Genomic DNA, 18,851 nt, shown 5'->3' on the forward strand with positions numbered 1-18,851 from the left:
ACAAAACCTATTTACAGATATTTTGTTATGTCTGGAAATAGGTTTTTTTGCTTTTGGGGGAGGTTTTTTATGGTAATAAATAAGATTTTAAATAATAATGCTGTAATAACATTTGATGATAAAGGAAAAGAAATAATTATAATGGGTAAAGGAATAGCCTATGGTAAGAGAAAAGGTGATTTTATCGAAGAAAGTAAAATTACCAAGAAATTCATTTTAAGTTCTATGGAATATTCTAATCATCTTGTTGATATTTTAAGTAGTATTCCTACAGAATATATTGAACTTTGCCATGATATTGTACAATATGCAAAACAGAAATTATCTATAGAACTTGATGATTCATTGTATATTTCTTTAATGGATCATATAACTACTAGTATTGAACGATATAATAAAGGAGTTATACTAAAGAATAAGTTATTATGGGAAATAAAACATTTTTATAAAAACGAATATGAGATTGGATTATATGGAATTGATATTATTAAACAAAATTATGGTTTGACTATGGATGAAGATGAAGCTGGTTTTATAGCACTTCATATTGTTAGTGCTGAAGTCAGCAATAATATTAAGGATGTATATGAGATAACTGGATTTATACAAAATATCACAAATATTATTAAATATTATTTTAACAGAGACTTTAATACAGATTCATATAATTATTATCGCTTTATTACTCATTTAAAATTTTTTGGATATAGAGTTTTTTCAAAAAAATCTGATAAAAATGATAATATTAATAATAATCTGTTAGATATTATAAAAGAAGAATATAAGGAATCTTATTTATGCAGCTTGAAGATAAAACAATTCATTGAAAAAAAGTATTATTTTTATTTAAATGATGATGAGATTCTATATCTTACAATACATATTGCAAAGCTTATAAGTGATTAATAAATACAATTTATAGGAGTTTTATAATTAGTGATAATACTTATGTATTGCACACATTCTCTATATTTTTTTACATAAGAGTTAGATAAATTTTTAATAAATCTTTAATAAATCTTTATAAAAGGGGGGATTACAAAAAATAAAATATTTATTGTTGGGTAGTAACATTAGGTTGGCTAAACCTTCATTTTATAAAATAAGAAATGGAGGATTTTAAAATGAATTATGAAAAAATGGCTAGTGAAATTTTAAAAGCTATAGGAGGAGAGGAAAATATTAATTCTCTAGTGCATTGTGCAACGAGATTAAGATTTAATATTAAGTCTGAAGAAAAGGCTAATGATGAAGAAGTTAAGTCAATAAAAGGGGTATTGTCTCTAGTAAAAAAGGGAGGACAATATCAATTGGTAATTGGTAGCGATGTAGATAAAGTCTATAAAGAAATAATGAAAATTGCTAAATTAGATTCATCAAAGGACAATAATGAGAAGAAAAAGGAAGGAATTGTAGACAAAGTTTTATCAGTTATTACCGGATCCATTGCACCAATGATACCATTACTTGCTGGAGCAGGAATGGGAAAGGTATTACTTTTAATTTTAAGTTTACTTGGGATTTTAGACAAATCATCTCAAACATTTATTATATTAAAATTTATTTTTGATACAGGTTTCTACTTTATGCCAGTATTTGTAGCATTTTCAGCAGCAAAAATATTTAAATGTAATCAGTATTTAGCATCATTTGTCTGTTTATCAATGCTTCATCCAGAGTGGGTTTCTTTAGTAGCAGCAGGAAAACCTGTATACTTTTTAGGAATACCATTATCATTAGCAAAATATTCTTCTCAGCTTGTAACTGCTATATTAATTGTATGGGTAATATCTTATATTGAGAAATATGTTTATAAGTATGTTCCAGATATGATTAAAGTCTTTATGGCACCATTGCTAGTTATATTGATTACTGCTCCATTAGGATTTGTTATAATTGGACCAGTAGGTAATTACATAGCACAATTAGTTGCAGATACTGTATTATATGTACAGCAGCATTTTGGTATTGTTGCTATTCCGATTTTAGCAGCTGTATATCCATGGTTAGTGTCAATAGGTATGCATAAAGCGTTGAGTCCAATCTGTGTTATGCTTATTGAACAAAATGGTTTTGATCCTGTTACCCGTGTTATTGCACTATGTTCTAATATTTCTCAGGCAGCGGCAGCTTTAGCAGTATCACTAAAGACTAAGAATAAAGAATTAAAACAGATTGCTTTTTCATCAAGTATTACAGCATTTTTAGGAGGAATTACTGAACCGGCAATGTATGGTGTTACTCTTAAATTAAAAAAACCAATGTATGCTTGTATGATTGGTGGAGCAGCAGCAGGTTTATTTGCAGGAATAGTTAATTTAAAGGCTTTCGTTTATGTAACACCAGGGTTATTAAGTTTACCAATGTGGGTATCTGAAGGTACAAATAATTTAATACATGCTATAATTACACTAATTATAGCTGCAGTAGTAACATTTATAGCTACGTTAATTATTGGATTTGATGACCCAGTTGAACAAAATAAAGAAGAACAGAGAAAAGTTATAGAAGAAAATATATATAAAAATATTTTAACACCAGTAAAGGGAGATACTGTTCCCCTAAAAGATATTGATGATGAAACCTTTTCAAGTGGAATAATGGGGGCTGGAATAGGAATTATTCCTAGCGAAGGTAAAGTATATGCTCCTGGAGATGGCATTGTTAGTGCTTGTTTTAAAACAGGACATGCTATTGGAATTACTATAAATGATATAGAAGTACTAATTCATGTAGGAATAGATACTGTATCTTTAGATGGAAAGTATTTTAACTTAGCTATTAAACAAGGACAAAATGTTAAAAAAGGTGATTTACTATTGAAATTTGATATTGATAAAATAAAAGATGCAGGATATGATTTAACAACGATTGTAATTATAACTAATAGTAATGATTATATGGATGTACTGCCAACTAATAAGAACAAAGTTGACAAAGAAGATGTTTTATTGACAGTAATTTAGGAGGAATAGATATGATATACGCTGATTTGCACGTACACACAAATCATAGTGATGGTATTTGTGAAATTGCTAATGTTCTTGATATGGCTAAAAAGAAAGGAATAAAAGCAATAGCTATTACTGATCATGATACCGTTGATCAATTTGATGAAATTAATGAATTAGGCAGAAAAATGGATCTTGAAGTAGTAAAAGGTGTAGAAATGAGTTGTTATGATTATGATGTGTTTAAAAAGGTTCATATTGTTGGATTATGGCTTGATGAAAATGCTACACATGTAAAAAAATTATGTGATAAGACTTTAAAATGTAGAGATAATTATCATAGAGATCTAATAAGAGAATTGTCCGAAAAGGGATATGATATAACATATAAAGATGCCAAAAAATATTCCAAATACAGTATTGTTTTTAAAATGAATATTTTTCAAGCTCTAAAAGAAAAATATAAAGATGAGATGACAAAAGAAAGATATAATGAGCTTTTTGCTTCAAAAACATCAAAGGAAACTGATTTAAAGATGGGATATACTCCTGTAATGCAAGGGATTGAAGCAATAAAAAAAGATGGTGGTATACCAATTATTGCTCATCCTTGCCAATATGATAATTATGATGAGATTGAAAAATATGTTAAGTATGGATTACAGGGAATTGAAATAAATCATTCAAAGATGAAGAAAATAGATTACAAAAAAACCTTGAATTTTGCAGCTAAACATAACTTAGCCAAAAGTGGAGGAAGTGATTTTCATGACCCAGATTTAATTGAATTTGGGTGTTATGGTTTAACCAAAGGGCAGTATGAAGAATTAAAACATTTTAGATAAATTCCGGTAGGGCTTCTACAGAGGATGAAAATACTTACTAATAGTAAAGAAAAGCAAAATAGAACAAAACCATTTAATGATACTAATATATCAAGAAATCGTAAGCGTGAAAAACTTATCGTATAGAATTTAAAAATGTTTTTTGGTAAAATAAATCCAGTAACAAGCAGTAAATGCTAGGTTACTGGATTTTATTACGTTTACGAATAGAAATGATATTAAAAAAGCTGTGGTAATTAAAAATTATTACAGCTTTAAATTATTTTATATACATTAAGATATTTATAGTTAAACCCTTAAATTTGGGATAAATTTAAAATATATATCTTATAATTCCATAGATTATAACAATATAGGGTATATGTTATATCTGCCATAAAGGTAATTTGAATAATAGTTATAATAACAAAGGGGAATCCTTTATATGGACATAGATAAGAGTTCTATTATAAAATATAACTGATTAAATATTCATTTTAATTAAAATCTAAATGAAATGATTAAAGAAATAAATATGCTTAAAATATAATTTATTTGTAGAGCGCAATATTATATTAATGATATACTAACAGAAACTATAGTTACAAATATAAATTAGTTTTTTATATTAAATAAAGGGGATGCTTTTTATGAAAGAGTGTACTTGTGGAAGATGTCATCACAATATTTGTGCAAGGAAAGTTCCTATATTTTCTTCTTTATCAGAAGAAGAGTTAATAAAAATTGTAAATATGACAGGGCATGAGGCTTTTAAAAAGGGAGAAGCTATTTGCAATGAAGGAGATAAATCAGAAACTTTAATTATTATAAATGAAGGGAAAGTAAAACTTTGTAAGCTTACTAAGGAAGGAAAAGAACAAATAATTCATATACTTTCCAGTGGAGATTTTTTTGGAGAATTAAATCTTTTTAATGATAATAAAAGTTATAATTTTTCTGCTTATGCTATATCTGATGTAAAAATATGTACCCTTACAAAAAATAAGATGAACGAGATATTATTAAAAAATCCAGATATATCTTTAAAGATATTAAAAGAAGTTACTAGAAGACTTGCGGAAACGGAAACTCTAGCTCAAAATTTAGCTACCAATGATGCAGATATTAGAATAGCTAATATGATATTAGATTTTGGTGAAAAATATGGAGTAAATAAAGAACAATATATAGAAATAAAACTGCCTATAAATAGGGAAGAGATGGCAAACTATGTAGGGGTTACAAGAGAAACTATAAGTAGAAAATTATCTAAATTTGAAGATTTAGATATTATAAAACTTGTTGGTAATAAGGTAATTATAATTAAAGATGAAGATGCATTAAAAGAATTTATAGAATAGATTATTTTAGAGAAAAGTGCTTTGCACTTTTTTATTTTTTTGAAAATTTGATTTGAATCATATTTTTAAGTTCCAATAGTTTATATAATGAAGCCATAACAAACAAGAAAATAAAGCAAACAATATAAATACTAATAAAAAATTGGGGGTAATGAATATGATGAAAAATGTAAATATTAAAGAAAAAATTTATTTAGTAGGAAAAATTGATGATAGAGATGTACCATTTCATAGATTAACTTTAACAAAGGGAACAACTTATAATAGTTATCTTTTACTTACAGAAAAACCTACAATTATTGATACTGTAGATATAAGTTTTGGAAGAGAATATATTGAAAGTCTGAAAACTTTAATAAACTTAGAAAAAATTCAGTATATAGTAATAAACCATACAGAACCAGATCATTCAGGAGCATTAGGGAGTTTGGCTTACAATGCTAAAAATGCAACTATTGTTTGCACTCAAAAAGCAGTTGACCAATTAAAAGCTATGTATAAACTTCATAATAGAACCTTTTTAGTAGTTAAAGATGGGGATACTCTTGATATAGGTGGAAAAACTCTTGAGTTTATGGAAACACCTTATCTTCATACAGAAGAAACTATGATAACTTTTGCTAAAGAAGATAAAATATTATTTCCATGCGATATATTTAGTACTCATATAGCAAATTATGAATATTTCAATGATAAGGCTAAAAAGGATATATTAGAAGATTTTAAAACATATTACAGCTTAATAATGCATCCTCACAGAAGATATGTACAAAATATGATAAAGAAAATAAGAAGCTTAGATATAGAAATTATAGCACCATCTCACGGGTTTATATTAAGAGAGAATGCTAAAAAGTTTATAGATATTTATGACGAAATGAGCAAAAATACAAATGTAGATAAAAAAGTCTTAATTTTATATTCTACAATGACAAACAATACTAAAAAGATTTCGGAATTAATCAAAGGACATTTTGAAAAAGACAATATAAATGCAGAATTAATTAATGTTAATAAGACATCAGATGAGGACATTCTGAAAAATGTTAAAACATCAGATGCAGTACTTGTTGGAACATCTACAAAATATGGAGATATGATTGGAAGATTAGAAGATGTCTTAAAAAGTTTAAAGGACATGAACTTAGAAAATAAGATAGCAGCAGCCTTTGGATCTTATGGATGGAGTGGAGAAGGTATTGAAGTTGTACAAGATTATTTAAAGGAAACAAACATGAAGGTTTTAAGCACTTCATACATTATAAAATCTACAGGAATGACAGATGTGAAATTTCCAATAAGAATTAAATTTTCACCAGAAGAAAATGATAAAGAAGAAATAAAGAAAGCAACTATATTTATAGCAGATTTATTATTAAATTCAATATAAGGATTATGATAAGTAATTATTAGAAATAAATTAGTTACTTTAATTTAGGAGGAATTGTTATGAAAAACACTATTAATGTAAATCAAAAGATTGGGGAAGTCGTTTCTATATTCCCAGGATCAAGTAGAATATTCAATGATGTAAAAATAGATTATTGCTGTGGTGGGCATGGTACTTTAGGAGAAGCTTTAAAGGAAAAAAGAATAAATTCAGATGAATTCATACAAAAACTTAATGAAGAATATGAAAAGTTTGTAGAATCCAATGAAGAGTATATAGATTGGAGAAAAGAAAGACCAGTAAATCTTATGAAAAATATAGTAGATACTCATCATGATTATACAAAAAGAGAGCTTAAAGAAATAGATGGATTATTATCAAAAATATTAAAAGTTCATTTTGGACATCATGGAGAAGAATTATTAAAAGTTCATAGATTATTTGGACTTTTAAAAATAGAATTAGAGGAGCATTTGATAAAAGAAGAAGAAAATTTATTCCCATTAATAGAAGAGTATGAATTAACTAAAGATGAAAATGTAAAAAAAGAAATAGACAAATTTATAAAAGAAACAGAAGATGAACATGATAAAGCCGGAGATATATTAAAAGAATTAGAAAAAATAACAAGAGATTTCAAAGCACCAGAAGGTGCATGTACAAGCTATAAATTAACTTATGATAAGATTCATAGCTTAGAAAAAGATTTGTTTATCCATATATACAAAGAAAATAGCGTATTATTTGAGATGCTTTAAAGCTGGTATAAAGGAGATGATTTAAATGGACAATAAAAAAATCCAGGAACTAAAAGAAATTTTAAAAAATTTAAATAAAGTTGGAATTAATGATGAAATAAGAAAAGAAGCTTTAGACCTAGTAAAAGATATTGATGCTATAGATTTATCCATAGCAGAACAACAACTTATAGAAGAAGGAATGGAGCCACAGGATTTAAGACATTTGTGTGATGTACACATGGAAGTTTTAAAGGACGAATTAAGTAAAGTAAAGGCCAATATAAGCAAGGGGCATGTGGTGTATACTTTAATAGATGAACATGATAAGATTCTAAGATTTTTAGAAGATTTAGAAAAAGTGAATTCAGATATTCAAAAGAGTAAAAGTTATGATGAAGCTAAAGAAAAAATTCATAGTATTAATAAATTAGCAGAAAATATATTAGATGCAGAAAATCATCATCAAAGAGAAGAAAAAGTTTTATTTGTAGAGATGGAAAAAAGAGAAATAACAGGACCTACAAGAATAATGAGAATGGAACATGATGACCTAAGAATCAGAAAAAGAGAATTAAAGAGACTTTCTGAAAATGCAGATAAAATGGAATTTGATGAATTCAAAAGTAAAGTAGATAAAGTTTCAAAATATATAATTTTTAATTTAAGAGATCATATTTTTAAAGAAAACTATATTTTGTATCCATCATCCTTAGAAGCTATAAAGGGGAAGGATATATGGGATGATATGAAAAAAAGATGTGATGAAATAGGATATTGTAGCTTTACATTTGAAAATTAAAAATAGCTTGATATTTATAAATTTAACAGATATTATATAATTGCATTGGGATAAACTAATGCGATTATTTTTTTATATATAAAAATTATTATATAAGGTATCGGCTGAAAGTATAAATCAAATTTGCCTATGGCTAAATAGGTTTGTATTAATAGCGTGGCTACTTTTAAGGCATTTTGAGCGAGTAAGATTAGAAAGTAGAAAAGATTAAAATGATAATTTATATAAAATTGAGGTGAGTGAAATATGGAAGAAATGCAGTATTGTGATTGGGCTCTAAAAAATGAGGCAGAAAAGAAATATCATGATGAGGAATGGGGTATACCGGTGCATGATGATAGAGTATTATTTGAATTTCTTGTATTAGAATATATGCAGGCTGGGCTCAGTTGGGACACGATTCTAAGTAAACGTGAAAATATGAGTAAAGCCTTTGATCAATTTAATCCATTGATTATAGCTAATTATTCTGAAAGTAAGATTGAAGAATTGATGCAAAACAAAGGCATAATCCGGAATAAGTTAAAATTAAAAGCACTTCCTGTAAATGCAAAAATATTTTTAGAGATACAAAGAGAGTTTGGAAGCTTTTCAAACTATCTTTGGAGGTATGTAGATGATAAACCTATTATTAATCAATGGAAAAAGAGTGAAGATGTGCCCTCTAATACAAAACTATCTGATATTATTAGCAAAGACCTGAAAAGACGGGGATTTAAATTTGTAGGTACAACAGTTATTTATGCATTTTTACAGGCAGCTGGCGTGGTTAATGATCATTTAATCTATTGTCATAAACATAAAAACTCTGCTATATCTGCCAGCCTGTAGAGAATATTTACTTTGATTATAAGGGGAATATATAGTAGATTGTATATAATTGTTATATTTAATTTCACAAACTATTATATAAAAAATACATCTCCAAAAGTTAGATTTTTAGGTCTAACTTTTGGGATGCATCTCATATTGGCTGTCTTATTTTTTATAATTTATATTTAAGCTTTTAAATTAGTTTTATTATTTGCATTAGGTTTCTTATGTACTTTAACTCTTCTTTTTGCCTTAGCTTTATTGTTTATATTTTTTTGGTTTGCATATCCTACGAATCCTAATATAATACTTGGAATAACAAAGAATATATAAGGAATAAACATAACTCCTGCAACAGTATATAATATAGATGCAGTTAAAGCAAATCCTGAACTGCTTAATCCGAATGCTAACCATCCAAACATAACGCTAATAGCTAAAACTACTATATGTGGTGTTACTAGTGCAGTAGCTAGTCCACTACCTATTTGTTCTGCTGTATCACCTTGACCTAGTATACCATAGAAGTATGATATTATATAAATTAAATATATAGTAGCTAAAATGATACTTGTAAAAAATGCTTTACTTCTTTTTTTAAACAATGATTCCACTTCCTTACTTAAATAATAATACCTTAATATATTACAATATATTACCTAAATTTTCAACTTGTTGTTACATATAATAGGTTTGATTGTCGTATTTTCCAATATCATTTTTTTAGCTATTCTTTTGTTTGTAAGTATTTTTTTATTTTAGAAAAGTAGATGTACATAGTGGATCATAAAAATTTTAAAGATAAGTCCAGATACAGAATATATTAGTCTATATTATTATATATACTGTAGTAAAGATAATCATCAAAAGAATATTTAACATTTAGTATAAGATAAATTAACCTGTTGTGCTAAAAGATAAATTTTCATTGCAAAATTTATTAATATCTAAGTTTATTTACTCATTCGCACAAATAATTTATATAAACTCTCTTGATTTATTTTTTTTATTTTTCAAAAAAATTTAATTTTATTTTTCTTATACTAAAATTTTTTCCATTTCTCATACTTTTATGAGGTTTTTATAAAAATTTTGTATTTTAGTAGAATATTTTTAGAAAATCCTATATAATATCCATAAGAATTTTATTTATAAATATGAAATGTTTATATAAATATATATTTGAATTTTCATATTTATGAATATTTTTTTTTATTTCTATCATAAGTGATCATATAAACATAATATTGATTACATTATAAGGGGGATTTTTTATGACACTAGAGTTTGATATGATTCAAACCACTACCTTAGCTATATTTTTCTATTACATAGGTGTATTTATAAAATCTAAAGTTTCAATTTTTGAAAAATTTTGTATACCTGCTCCAGTTGTAGGTGGACTTATTTTTGCTATTTTAAATTTAATCTTTACAGAAAGTGGTTTTATATCTATATCTCTAGACACAACTCTTCAAAAGCCTTTTATGCTAGCTTTCTTTACAACTATTGGCCTTGGGGCAAGTTTTAAGATGATAAAACAGGGTGGTCTTCATGTAATAATGTTTTTTATAGCGGCTCTTCTTTTAGTAATATCACAAGATGTTCTTGGAGTAGTTATGGCTAAATTTATAGGCGAAGATCCACTTCTTGGATTAATTGTTGGATCCGTAACCATGACTGGTGGTCATGGAACAGGAGCCACTTTTGGAGCCTTATTCGAATCAGAATACGGCCTTGTAGGCGCTTCCACTACAGCTATGGCTGCCGCTACCTTTGGGCTTGTATGTGGTAGCTTAATAGGTGGTCCGATAGCTAAAAACCTAATAAGTAAAAATAACCTAAAAAATAACTCAGATGAGTTTTTTGAAGCAAATTCTGATGATTGTGAAGAAGTGAGTTATAAAACGCTATTTAATACATTTTCTCTTATATTTATATCAATGGGACTCGGTTCTATTTTAGAGATGTTTTTTACAAACCTTGGTATAGTCCTTCCTTCATACGTAGATGCTATGATAGTGGCAGCTATAATACTTAATATAGGGGAACAAACAAATAAATGGAAAATAAATTCAAAATGTGTTGATATAATTGGAAATATAAGCCTTAATGTGTTTTTATCCATGGCACTCATAGGTCTTAAATTATGGGAATTAAAAAGCACAGCAGGTCCATTATTAATTTTATTAATAGGCCAAGCTATATTAATGTTTATATTTGCATACTTTATTACTTTTAGACTAATGGGAAAGGATTATGATGCTGCTGTTATGAGTTCTGGGCATTGTGGATTTGGAATGGGAGCTACTCCTAACGGTATAGCAAACATGGAAGCCATAACTTCTAAATATGGTGCATCACCAAAAGCATTTTTTATTCTTCCAGTTGTCGGGGCATTTTTAATAGACTTTTCTAATTCTTTAGTTATAACATTATTCGTAAATTTATTTAAATAATCCAATAAAAAATATAGCTAAGTAATATATAAATTAACCTGTTGTGCTAAAAGATAAGTTTTCATTAACAGGATTAATATACCATATCACATAGGCACTGGAGTTTCTTTTTGGTAGATAGTATCAATTATAAAATAAGTGACAGTAATAAAATCTTTCTAGTAATTAACTTCTAAAGATAGGTGCTAGGTATAGAAAGTATTAGGACATATTAACAGTATAACGAGTGCCGAATTTATTAAAGAATCATGAAAAATGTGAGTAGTAAATTGCATGATAAACAGTGAAGTTAATAAATTTAGAGATGTTTATAGAAATAAAGAAGAGTATCTTCCGTGGTTGAAGATACTCTTTTAGCGCTATAAAATACATTGACAAAAATAGGCGTCAATGATACAATTATCTATTATAAAACATACCATTTTAATCATAACATATTTTAATGTGAAAGTCAATACTTTTAGGAGGAATTCTTGAAAATGAAAAATTCTATTGATTTATTTGAAAGCAATTTACTAGATAAGAAAGTCTTTAATGACATAATTCAGTGCAATGAAATTACAAGAGAATATGGATTGAAACTTTCAGAAAAAGACGTAAAAGAAATTATTGATACAAGAAATATAGCACTTCAAAAAAGCGGAAGAATAGAATTAAATGGTCAAATTATAAATAAAATTGTTACGGCCTTTTGTGATTCACCATATATATCCCAATATAATTACAGTGAAACAATAAATGAACTTGTAGAAATTTTTTATAACTATAAAAATGAAACTTTAGATTATATAAGTGATGATGAATTAATAGAAATTATGAAAGAAAATTTTGATAACTATTGTCAAGGATCATTGGAAATCTTAGAAGGAAAAGCATTATATAGAATTGCTAACAATATAAAAAGCGGTTTTAAGGATTATACAAATCTTGATAATGAAAAGGATTGATGAGTTATGGGGAATAATATTCAAAAATATGACTGTTCTGTAGAGAATAAATTTAGTGAGGAAAGTTTTTTTAAAGATGTTTTAGTAACTTGTTATGAGAAAAAGTTACTAGATGATAATACTTTAGCTAGAATATATTATGAAAGAATGGAGCTTTTAAGAGTAAAATTAAAATATTACACAAAAGATGAGAGTAGTTCAGTTATGACAGAGGTGGCTGAAAGTATTTTACAATGTATTGATTATACCATAGGAATTTATTTAAAAAATTTTGAGAATATAGAGTTAATAATAGAAGAATTGAAGCATACCAGTTTAGCTGATATGTTAAAAATGGGACAGGATTTAATTAAGGATAAAAAATTAGAGTGTAAGAAATTATTTAATGATATTAAAGCAAATAAACTTAAGGTTGATAACTATTCCTATAACGATACTGTAGATGATGGCTTTTCTCTATTTTTCAAAGAATATGATGATTTTTTTGCACCTCATGAAACTCCAGGATGTTCAATAGATTATCAGCTTTACATTGATACTATGAACTTTATGGGTATTGAGTATGTGTATAATTATTTATATGATTTAAGTTTAGAAAATGAGTTTTGTAATAAATTTAATATTGATGAAATTAATAAATTATTAAAGGGTTATGATAAAAAATGTGAATTGTTGCTTATAAATATATTTGAACTAGTACTTATCAATTCACTAGGGTTAATCATATGTAATAAAGATTTAAACAGCCTTAATATTAATGATTTAGATAGAGAGATTATAAAAAATAAATTGGAGAAATTAGCCATAGAGGAACTGAAGGCAGAATTAATAAAGGATTCAGAAATGTGCTTAGAAGTTTTAGATATTAAAAATACAGAATTGATGACTTATATAAAGAAGGGTATTTTAAATATAGCTTTGCTGATAAATGAAAGGATAAAACTAAATAAATTAGAAACAGTATTTATATCCTTTAATGAAGAGGAGCCCAGTGAAATAATAGAATATATTGATGGTATAAGAATGGCCAATTCTAAATTTAAAAAGTTAACGGAAGAAATTCGAGAATGTTCTTTAGTGGAAGATAAAATTTTATTAATTAAAAATAACATTAAGAGCTTAGAAGATTTAATGGATATGTTAAATGCTGATTGTTTATTTGGAGATGAATATATTACGCTTTTCAAAAGTTTATCCAAAATGGAAATAGTTCTTTTATCTAAATATATATCAGATTTAAGTTTTGAAGATGAAAAGGATCTATATGTTGAGTTTAATAAATATATTTTGAGTTTAGGAAAAAAAGAACAGAGAGAAATAAGTGAATTAAAAGAAAGAATAAATTTATAATATGGTAGAAAATTAATGAGGATAAAGCATATGGAGAAAGCAAAGTGGTAAAATAGGAACTTGAAGAGAATAATTTAATAAGAATGGAAATAGAATAAATAAATCCCTAAAAATTGCATGGTTAAAATTACTTGCTAAATTTATATGTTGTCCAAAATTTAAACTGAAAATAAAGGGGCTGTCGCATTAAGGAATTTACACACAATATATTACTTTGCAAATTTAAAGCTAACACAATATATTGTAGGATTTATTTTTAGTGCAACAGCCCCTGTATTTTTTGCATTAGATAAATAAACCGTAATTCTACTTACAAGTATTCCATGTGGAGCTCCAATGACAGTTTCTGCAAACATAGTATATAGTACAGTTATCTATTTTCCAGCTATCTATGTTGGGATTAGGACAGCTACATACAGGACGAGCACTAACAGGATTGAAAAGTCCCATACCTAAAAGTAAACATAAGGACATAACACCGATAGAAGCTTTTTTTATTATCTTTTTCAATTAAAGCACCTCCATATAAAATAAAAATATTATTTAGTGGGTAATGTTTATTTCTATACTTTACTAATTATATTCAAGAACTTCATATAAATTACTTATATTTTGATTTAATAGACTATGGTTTTGTTGTGAACGACTTAAAAATTTATAGATATAACTTTTGTCTTTTACAGTTATAATATTTTCTACAATTTTAGAAATAGTTTACTGCCTTGTAAATCTACTAATCCATCAATTCTACTGGATAAATGATAAAAATTGTTATTTGAATATTCCATATTTTATAGCATTTAAGTGATTTTATACCCCGTGTTATTAGTTAAAATATTATTAAACAGTGTTTTATTTAAATGATACTAAATATGGGGTATACTATAAAATGTAAAGAAATTATTGGAAATGTTTTAGGGAAAAATAAAGCATAGTTTTAGTTGGTGTATTAATTTAGCTAAAGTTAAGATAAAATAATAGAAAGATTTATAAATAAGACTGATAACAGCTAAGGTAATAAGAACTTAGGAAGGAGAAAAAAATGAGAGAAACATATGAAAATATTTATTTAGAAGAACTTCCATTGCCAAATAATCCTTTAAAATATCTAAATTTTTATATTATTAAGGGAAAAGATAAATCTATGATTATTGATACAGGATTTAATCGTGAAGATACGAAAGAACGTATGATGGAAATTTTTAAAGAATTAGATTTAAAACCAGAGAACACTATTCTTTTTCTAACTCATTTGCATTCAGATCATACAGGATTAGCTACATATTTTCAAGATATGGGCTTAACTGTATATATAAGTAAGACAGATGGGGATTTGTTAAATGGTAGTGTGGAAAAATCCGGTCCTATGTGGAAAGGTACTATTCAAAGAGCAATGTGGCAGGGATTAGAAGAAGAACAATTAGATATTGAAGATAATCCAGGATTTAAGTTTAGACCCATATCTCATATAAATTTTGTTCCTGCAATTCCCGGGGAATATATTCAAATAGGAGAATATAATTTTGAAATCATAGATTTAAGAGGCCATACCCCAGGAATGGTTGGGCTTTATGAGAAAAAACATAAGATATTATTTTGTGGAGATCATATTTTGGGGAAGATTACTCCTAATATTACATTTTGGGGCTTTGAATATGGTGATATGCTAGGAACTTATTTTAAAAGTCTAGATTTTGTTTATAATATGGAGATTGATCATTTGTTTTCTTCTCATAGATTCTTGATAGAAGATCATCGCAGGCGTATTAATGAACTTCATCGTCATCATGAAAAAAGATTAGATGAGATTAGAGAAGTGTTAAAAAAATTTGGACCTTGTACAGTAAAACAAGTAACAAAAGAACTTCATTGGGATATTAAAAGTAAAGACTGGGATGAATTTCCCAAGAGCCAAAAATGGTTTGCAGCAGGAGAAGCTCATGCTCATTTAGAGCATCTTAGAGCTTTAGGGGAAGTAACAATGGAAGAAAAAGATAGGATTCTATATTATAAAATGCGCTTGACATAATCAAATTCACATGATACACTTTTATAAAAGTTTTAGGAGAAAATAATTATGGGAAAACTATTAGCATTAAAAATTAATGTAGTCTTTAATAGCCAATTTAGATAGGGTTTGTATCTTTTAAATTTAACATAGATACAAACCCCGCAATTCATGCATGTTAATGCAATTGAATGGTTTGTATCTATGTTGGCTAAGATAAGTTTTTCTATAATATATATAGAAAGCCACATAGATAATCTATGTGGCTTTTTCGATTCTCAGATATTATTTATTTGTATTTTCTAAAAGCCACATGGGTAACATGTGGTTTTTTTGTACCTAAAAATAGAGAGGAGAATTTTATGGAAGTAGTATCAAGTATATTAATGCAAAGTTTAATTTTATCAATTATGGTGATGGGGGTATACATAAGTTATAAAATACTAGATTTCCCCGATATGTCTGCAGATGGAAGCTTTACATTAGGAGCAGCTATAGTTGCTGTATTATTAACAAAAGGAGTGTCTCCAATTACTGCTAGTATAGTTGCTTTAATAGGTGGATTAGTGGCGGGATTACTTACAGGAATACTTAATGTAAAAATTAAAATATCAAATTTGCTTTCTGGAATTTTAGTAATGGGAATATTGTACTCATTTAATTTAAGAATTATGGGAAAGGCTAACATTCCGATATTTAGTGAAAAAAATATATTTTATGATTTTAATCCCCTAGTGATTATGTTGTTTATTGTAATACTAATTAAAATTTTAATTGATTTATTTTTAAAAACAGGATTAGGCTATTTACTAAAAGGAGTTGGAGATAATTCTCAAATGATTAAGTCTTTGGGTATAGAAGTTGGAAAAATTAAAATACTAGGACTTATGCTATCCAATGGACTTATAGCTTTTTCAGGGGGAATTATGGCTCAATATCAAGGTTTTAGTGATGCTTCTATGGGGATAGGAACTTTGATACTCGGAATAGCTTCAATAATTATTGGAACATCTATAATTAGAAGAAAATCATTTATTAAGGAAACTAGCATGGTAATTATGGGGACGATTATTTACCAAGGAACAATATATTTAGCTATGACTTTAGGTCTTACTACAGTGGATTTGAAGATGATAACATCACTAATTATCATAGTATTTTTGGCTCTTAGGGAAATTGATAACAAATATGAAGAAAAAAGTTGGAGGTGGATTAAAAATGTTAGAAATTCAAAATTTATCAAAAAGCTTTCATAACTCTTATATGGGTGAAAATAAATTATTTTATAACTTAAATTTGACTATTAATGAGGGAGATTTTGTAAGCATAATTGGAAGTAATGGCACAGGTAAGTCTACTTTGCTAAATATATTATCAGGAGTTGTTAAAGAAACTTCTGGAAATATTATTTTAAAAGGGGTGGATATAACTAAATTACCAGAACATAAAAGAACTAAAATTATAAGTAGGGTATTTCAAAATCCAGAGTTAGGTACATGTCCTTCTATGACAGTAAGAGAGAATTTATCTTTAGCCTTAAATAAAGGGAAACTTACTAATATTAAATATTGTCTTAGATATAAAGATGATTATTTGGAGTCATTATTAAATGATATATCCCTGGATTTTAAAAAAATGTTAGATATAGAAGTTAAATATCTCTCTGGAGGTCAAAGACAAGTTTTATCATTGATAATGGCCAGTGTGAATAATCCCAAAGTATTACTTTTAGATGAACATACTGCAGCATTAGACCCAAAAACATCTGGTGAAGTTATGGCGATTACTGAAAAAATTGTAACTCAAAAAAATATAACTTCATTAATGGTAACTCATAATTTAAGAGATGCTATAAACTATGGAAATAGACTCATTATGTTACATAAGGGAAAAATCATATTAGATTTAAATGAGAAAGAAAAGAGAAATCTAAGGGTAGAAGATATATTAAAGAAATTTGAATATGCAGTTTAAAAAATATAAATATTAAAGGAGATGTATATTATGAAAAAGATGGTAACAGTAATATTATTAACAATTAGTATTTTAACTTTAGCAGCCTGTGGAAAGACAACAAAAAAAGATAAGGTTTTGAATATAGGAATAAATCAAATAGTAGAATATGTAGCATTAGATGATAATAGAAAGGGATTTATAAAAGCTCTTGAGGAGGCTGGATATAAAGATGGAGATAATATAAAAATAGATTATAAAAATGCTCAAGGAGATATAGGGGTGTCCCAAACTATAGCTAAAAAATTTGCTTCAGATAAAAAGGATTTGGTTTTCGCCATAGGGACACCTGCTGCTCAGAGTGTATTTAATGCTACAAAGCAAACTCCTATAATAATTAGCGCGGTTACTGATCCAATAAAAGCGGGACTTGTTAATTCTTTAGAAAAGCCAGGTAAGAATGTGTCAGGAACTATAGATTATTTACCTGTAGAAAATCAGTTAAAATTATTAAAGAATCTTGTACCAAAAGCAAAGAAAATAGGATTTATATATAATACAAGTGAAGTTAATTCAGGAGTACAATTAAATGAATTAAAAAAAGCTGCAAAGGGATATGAGATTATAGAAACAGGGGTAACAAGTACTAATGAAATAAATAATGCTATAGCTAATTTAGTAAATAAAATAGATGTTTTATATGTACCAACAGACCAATTAGTAGTATCATCTATGCCTATAATAGCAAAACATACTCTAGATGCTAAAATACCTATAATTGCAGCAGAAAAGGGAAGTGTAGAATCTGGAGCATTGGCAACAGTGGGAATTGATTACTATCAATTAGGTTATGAAACAGGAAAAATGGCAGTATCAGTATTAAAAGGAGAAGATATTTCTAAAATGCCAATAAAAATGACAAGTAAAACAGAAATATATGTAAACAAAAATAGTTTAGAGAAATTAGGTATTGATAAAGGGAATTTAGGAAATTTAGGTAATGTTAAGTATGTAGAAAAATAAAGAACAAGCATCCCTGAGGTATGTAAATAAATTGTAAATACAATTTATTTTGCTAAAATATATAAAGGAAAGCGAAAAGGTACCTTAGGGTGCTAAAAAAGCACTATATTATTGTTTACTAAGATGATTTCTGTATTGAACAGGAGTCATCTTATTTAAGTTCCATTGATATCTATAATTATACAAATTTTAACTTGACAATGATGATTTACAGTTGTAGACTATCATTGTGG

At 27.0% G+C, this 18,851-nt stretch carries 18 protein-coding genes; 15 read left to right on the top strand and 3 right to left on the bottom strand.

The genetic code is table 11. The annotated features are described in order from the left end of the window. Positions 1-69 precede the first annotated feature (69 nt). The 8 genes from licT to ACYUDJ_RS08490 all read left to right on the top strand — a co-directional run bounded on the left by licT (position 70) and on the right by ACYUDJ_RS08490 (position 8,896). The gene (licT, locus tag ACYUDJ_RS08455; RefSeq protein ID WP_043031463.1) at positions 70-906 is read left to right on the top strand and encodes a BglG family transcription antiterminator LicT; all 837 of its coding nucleotides are present in this window, start codon (positions 70-72) and stop codon (positions 904-906) included. A 218-nt stretch (positions 907-1,124) separates the two neighbouring features. Beyond that, the gene (locus ACYUDJ_RS08460) at positions 1,125-2,966 is read left to right on the top strand and encodes a beta-glucoside-specific PTS transporter subunit IIABC (RefSeq protein WP_043031465.1); all 1,842 of its coding nucleotides are present in this window, start codon (positions 1,125-1,127) and stop codon (positions 2,964-2,966) included. Positions 2,967-2,977: 11 nt separating this feature from the next. Then, entirely contained in the window at positions 2,978-3,796 is an 819-nt protein-coding gene (locus tag ACYUDJ_RS08465; RefSeq protein ID WP_003488736.1) for a PHP domain-containing protein, read from the top strand. Between the two features lie 629 nt (positions 3,797-4,425). Beyond that, complete coding sequence (locus ACYUDJ_RS08470) at positions 4,426-5,136, top strand: Crp/Fnr family transcriptional regulator (RefSeq protein ID WP_003488737.1); 711 nt, start codon at positions 4,426-4,428, stop codon at positions 5,134-5,136. A gap of 157 nt (positions 5,137-5,293) precedes the next feature. Next, on the top strand, positions 5,294-6,526 hold the full coding sequence (locus ACYUDJ_RS08475) for an FprA family A-type flavoprotein (protein ID WP_003488738.1): 1,233 nt from the start codon (positions 5,294-5,296) through the stop codon (positions 6,524-6,526). A 59-nt stretch (positions 6,527-6,585) separates the two neighbouring features. After that, positions 6,586-7,284: an iron-sulfur cluster repair di-iron protein gene (gene ric, locus ACYUDJ_RS08480; protein ID WP_003488739.1), complete on the top strand. Its 699-nt coding sequence runs from the start codon at positions 6,586-6,588 to the stop codon at positions 7,282-7,284. Between the two features lie 25 nt (positions 7,285-7,309). Then, a complete protein-coding gene (locus ACYUDJ_RS08485; protein ID WP_003488740.1) occupies positions 7,310-8,065 on the top strand; it encodes a DUF438 domain-containing protein in 756 nt (251 codons plus the stop codon). Between the two features lie 246 nt (positions 8,066-8,311). Beyond that, positions 8,312-8,896 (top strand): DNA-3-methyladenine glycosylase I, encoded by a 585-nt coding sequence (locus tag ACYUDJ_RS08490; protein WP_003488741.1) that lies wholly within the window; start codon positions 8,312-8,314, stop codon positions 8,894-8,896. A 167-nt stretch (positions 8,897-9,063) separates the two neighbouring features. On the opposite strand, the gene ACYUDJ_RS08495 is transcribed toward ACYUDJ_RS08490, so the two are convergent. Further along, the gene (locus ACYUDJ_RS08495; RefSeq protein ID WP_003356458.1) at positions 9,064-9,483 is read right to left on the bottom strand and encodes a hypothetical protein; all 420 of its coding nucleotides are present in this window, start codon (positions 9,481-9,483) and stop codon (positions 9,064-9,066) included. A 669-nt stretch (positions 9,484-10,152) separates the two neighbouring features. Between ACYUDJ_RS08495 and gltS the strand changes: the two genes are divergently transcribed. The 3 genes from gltS to ACYUDJ_RS08510 all read left to right on the top strand — a co-directional run bounded on the left by gltS (position 10,153) and on the right by ACYUDJ_RS08510 (position 13,634). Further along, positions 10,153-11,337, top strand: coding sequence for a sodium/glutamate symporter (gltS, locus tag ACYUDJ_RS08500; protein ID WP_043031467.1), 1,185 nt, complete (start codon positions 10,153-10,155; stop codon positions 11,335-11,337). A 479-nt stretch (positions 11,338-11,816) separates the two neighbouring features. Beyond that, positions 11,817-12,284: a DUF6323 family protein gene (locus tag ACYUDJ_RS08505; RefSeq protein WP_043031469.1), complete on the top strand. Its 468-nt coding sequence runs from the start codon at positions 11,817-11,819 to the stop codon at positions 12,282-12,284. 6 nt (positions 12,285-12,290) lie between these two features. Beyond that, entirely contained in the window at positions 12,291-13,634 is a 1,344-nt protein-coding gene (locus ACYUDJ_RS08510; RefSeq protein ID WP_043031471.1) for a DUF6179 domain-containing protein, read from the top strand. A 306-nt stretch (positions 13,635-13,940) separates the two neighbouring features. Here ACYUDJ_RS08510 and ACYUDJ_RS08515 read toward each other — a convergent pair whose 3' ends face one another. Next, complete coding sequence (locus tag ACYUDJ_RS08515; protein ID WP_042386203.1) at positions 13,941-14,144, bottom strand: hypothetical protein; 204 nt, start codon at positions 14,142-14,144, stop codon at positions 13,941-13,943. 532 nt (positions 14,145-14,676) lie between these two features. On the opposite strand from ACYUDJ_RS08515, the gene ACYUDJ_RS08520 reads away from it, so the two are divergent. The 4 genes from ACYUDJ_RS08520 to ACYUDJ_RS08535 all read left to right on the top strand — a co-directional run bounded on the left by ACYUDJ_RS08520 (position 14,677) and on the right by ACYUDJ_RS08535 (position 18,618). Continuing rightward, on the top strand, positions 14,677-15,663 hold the full coding sequence (locus ACYUDJ_RS08520; protein WP_043031473.1) for an MBL fold metallo-hydrolase: 987 nt from the start codon (positions 14,677-14,679) through the stop codon (positions 15,661-15,663). A gap of 341 nt (positions 15,664-16,004) precedes the next feature. Next, entirely contained in the window at positions 16,005-16,898 is an 894-nt protein-coding gene (locus tag ACYUDJ_RS08525; RefSeq protein ID WP_043031475.1) for an ABC transporter permease, read from the top strand. Next, entirely contained in the window at positions 16,861-17,616 is a 756-nt protein-coding gene (locus ACYUDJ_RS08530) for an ABC transporter ATP-binding protein (RefSeq protein ID WP_025774531.1), read from the top strand. Before ACYUDJ_RS08525 ends, ACYUDJ_RS08530 begins: the two co-directional genes overlap by 38 nt. Positions 17,617-17,646: 30 nt before the next feature. Beyond that, positions 17,647-18,618 (top strand): ABC transporter substrate-binding protein, encoded by a 972-nt coding sequence (locus ACYUDJ_RS08535; protein WP_003488751.1) that lies wholly within the window; start codon positions 17,647-17,649, stop codon positions 18,616-18,618. A 108-nt stretch (positions 18,619-18,726) separates the two neighbouring features. Here ACYUDJ_RS08535 and ACYUDJ_RS08540 read toward each other — a convergent pair whose 3' ends face one another. After that, positions 18,727-18,804 (bottom strand): IS3 family transposase, encoded by a 78-nt coding sequence (locus tag ACYUDJ_RS08540; RefSeq protein WP_341387373.1) that lies wholly within the window; start codon positions 18,802-18,804, stop codon positions 18,727-18,729. Positions 18,805-18,851: the final 47 nt, after the last annotated feature.

The sequence above is a fragment of the Clostridium sp. CTA-6 genome, assembly GCF_054768115.1.

Coding starts and splice junctions, on each gene's coding strand:
- licT (WP_043031463.1), top strand. CDS start 70: ATGGTAATAAATAAGATTTTAAATAATAATGCTGTAATAACATTTGAT.
- ACYUDJ_RS08460 (WP_043031465.1), top strand. CDS start 1,125: ATGAATTATGAAAAAATGGCTAGTGAAATTTTAAAAGCTATAGGAGGA.
- ACYUDJ_RS08465 (WP_003488736.1), top strand. CDS start 2,978: ATGATATACGCTGATTTGCACGTACACACAAATCATAGTGATGGTATT.
- ACYUDJ_RS08470 (WP_003488737.1), top strand. CDS start 4,426: ATGAAAGAGTGTACTTGTGGAAGATGTCATCACAATATTTGTGCAAGG.
- ACYUDJ_RS08475 (WP_003488738.1), top strand. CDS start 5,294: ATGATGAAAAATGTAAATATTAAAGAAAAAATTTATTTAGTAGGAAAA.
- ric (WP_003488739.1), top strand. CDS start 6,586: ATGAAAAACACTATTAATGTAAATCAAAAGATTGGGGAAGTCGTTTCT.
- ACYUDJ_RS08485 (WP_003488740.1), top strand. CDS start 7,310: ATGGACAATAAAAAAATCCAGGAACTAAAAGAAATTTTAAAAAATTTA.
- ACYUDJ_RS08490 (WP_003488741.1), top strand. CDS start 8,312: ATGGAAGAAATGCAGTATTGTGATTGGGCTCTAAAAAATGAGGCAGAA.
- gltS (WP_043031467.1), top strand. CDS start 10,153: ATGACACTAGAGTTTGATATGATTCAAACCACTACCTTAGCTATATTT.
- ACYUDJ_RS08505 (WP_043031469.1), top strand. CDS start 11,817: ATGAAAAATTCTATTGATTTATTTGAAAGCAATTTACTAGATAAGAAA.
- ACYUDJ_RS08510 (WP_043031471.1), top strand. CDS start 12,291: ATGGGGAATAATATTCAAAAATATGACTGTTCTGTAGAGAATAAATTT.
- ACYUDJ_RS08520 (WP_043031473.1), top strand. CDS start 14,677: ATGAGAGAAACATATGAAAATATTTATTTAGAAGAACTTCCATTGCCA.
- ACYUDJ_RS08525 (WP_043031475.1), top strand. CDS start 16,005: ATGGAAGTAGTATCAAGTATATTAATGCAAAGTTTAATTTTATCAATT.
- ACYUDJ_RS08530 (WP_025774531.1), top strand. CDS start 16,861: ATGTTAGAAATTCAAAATTTATCAAAAAGCTTTCATAACTCTTATATG.
- ACYUDJ_RS08535 (WP_003488751.1), top strand. CDS start 17,647: ATGAAAAAGATGGTAACAGTAATATTATTAACAATTAGTATTTTAACT.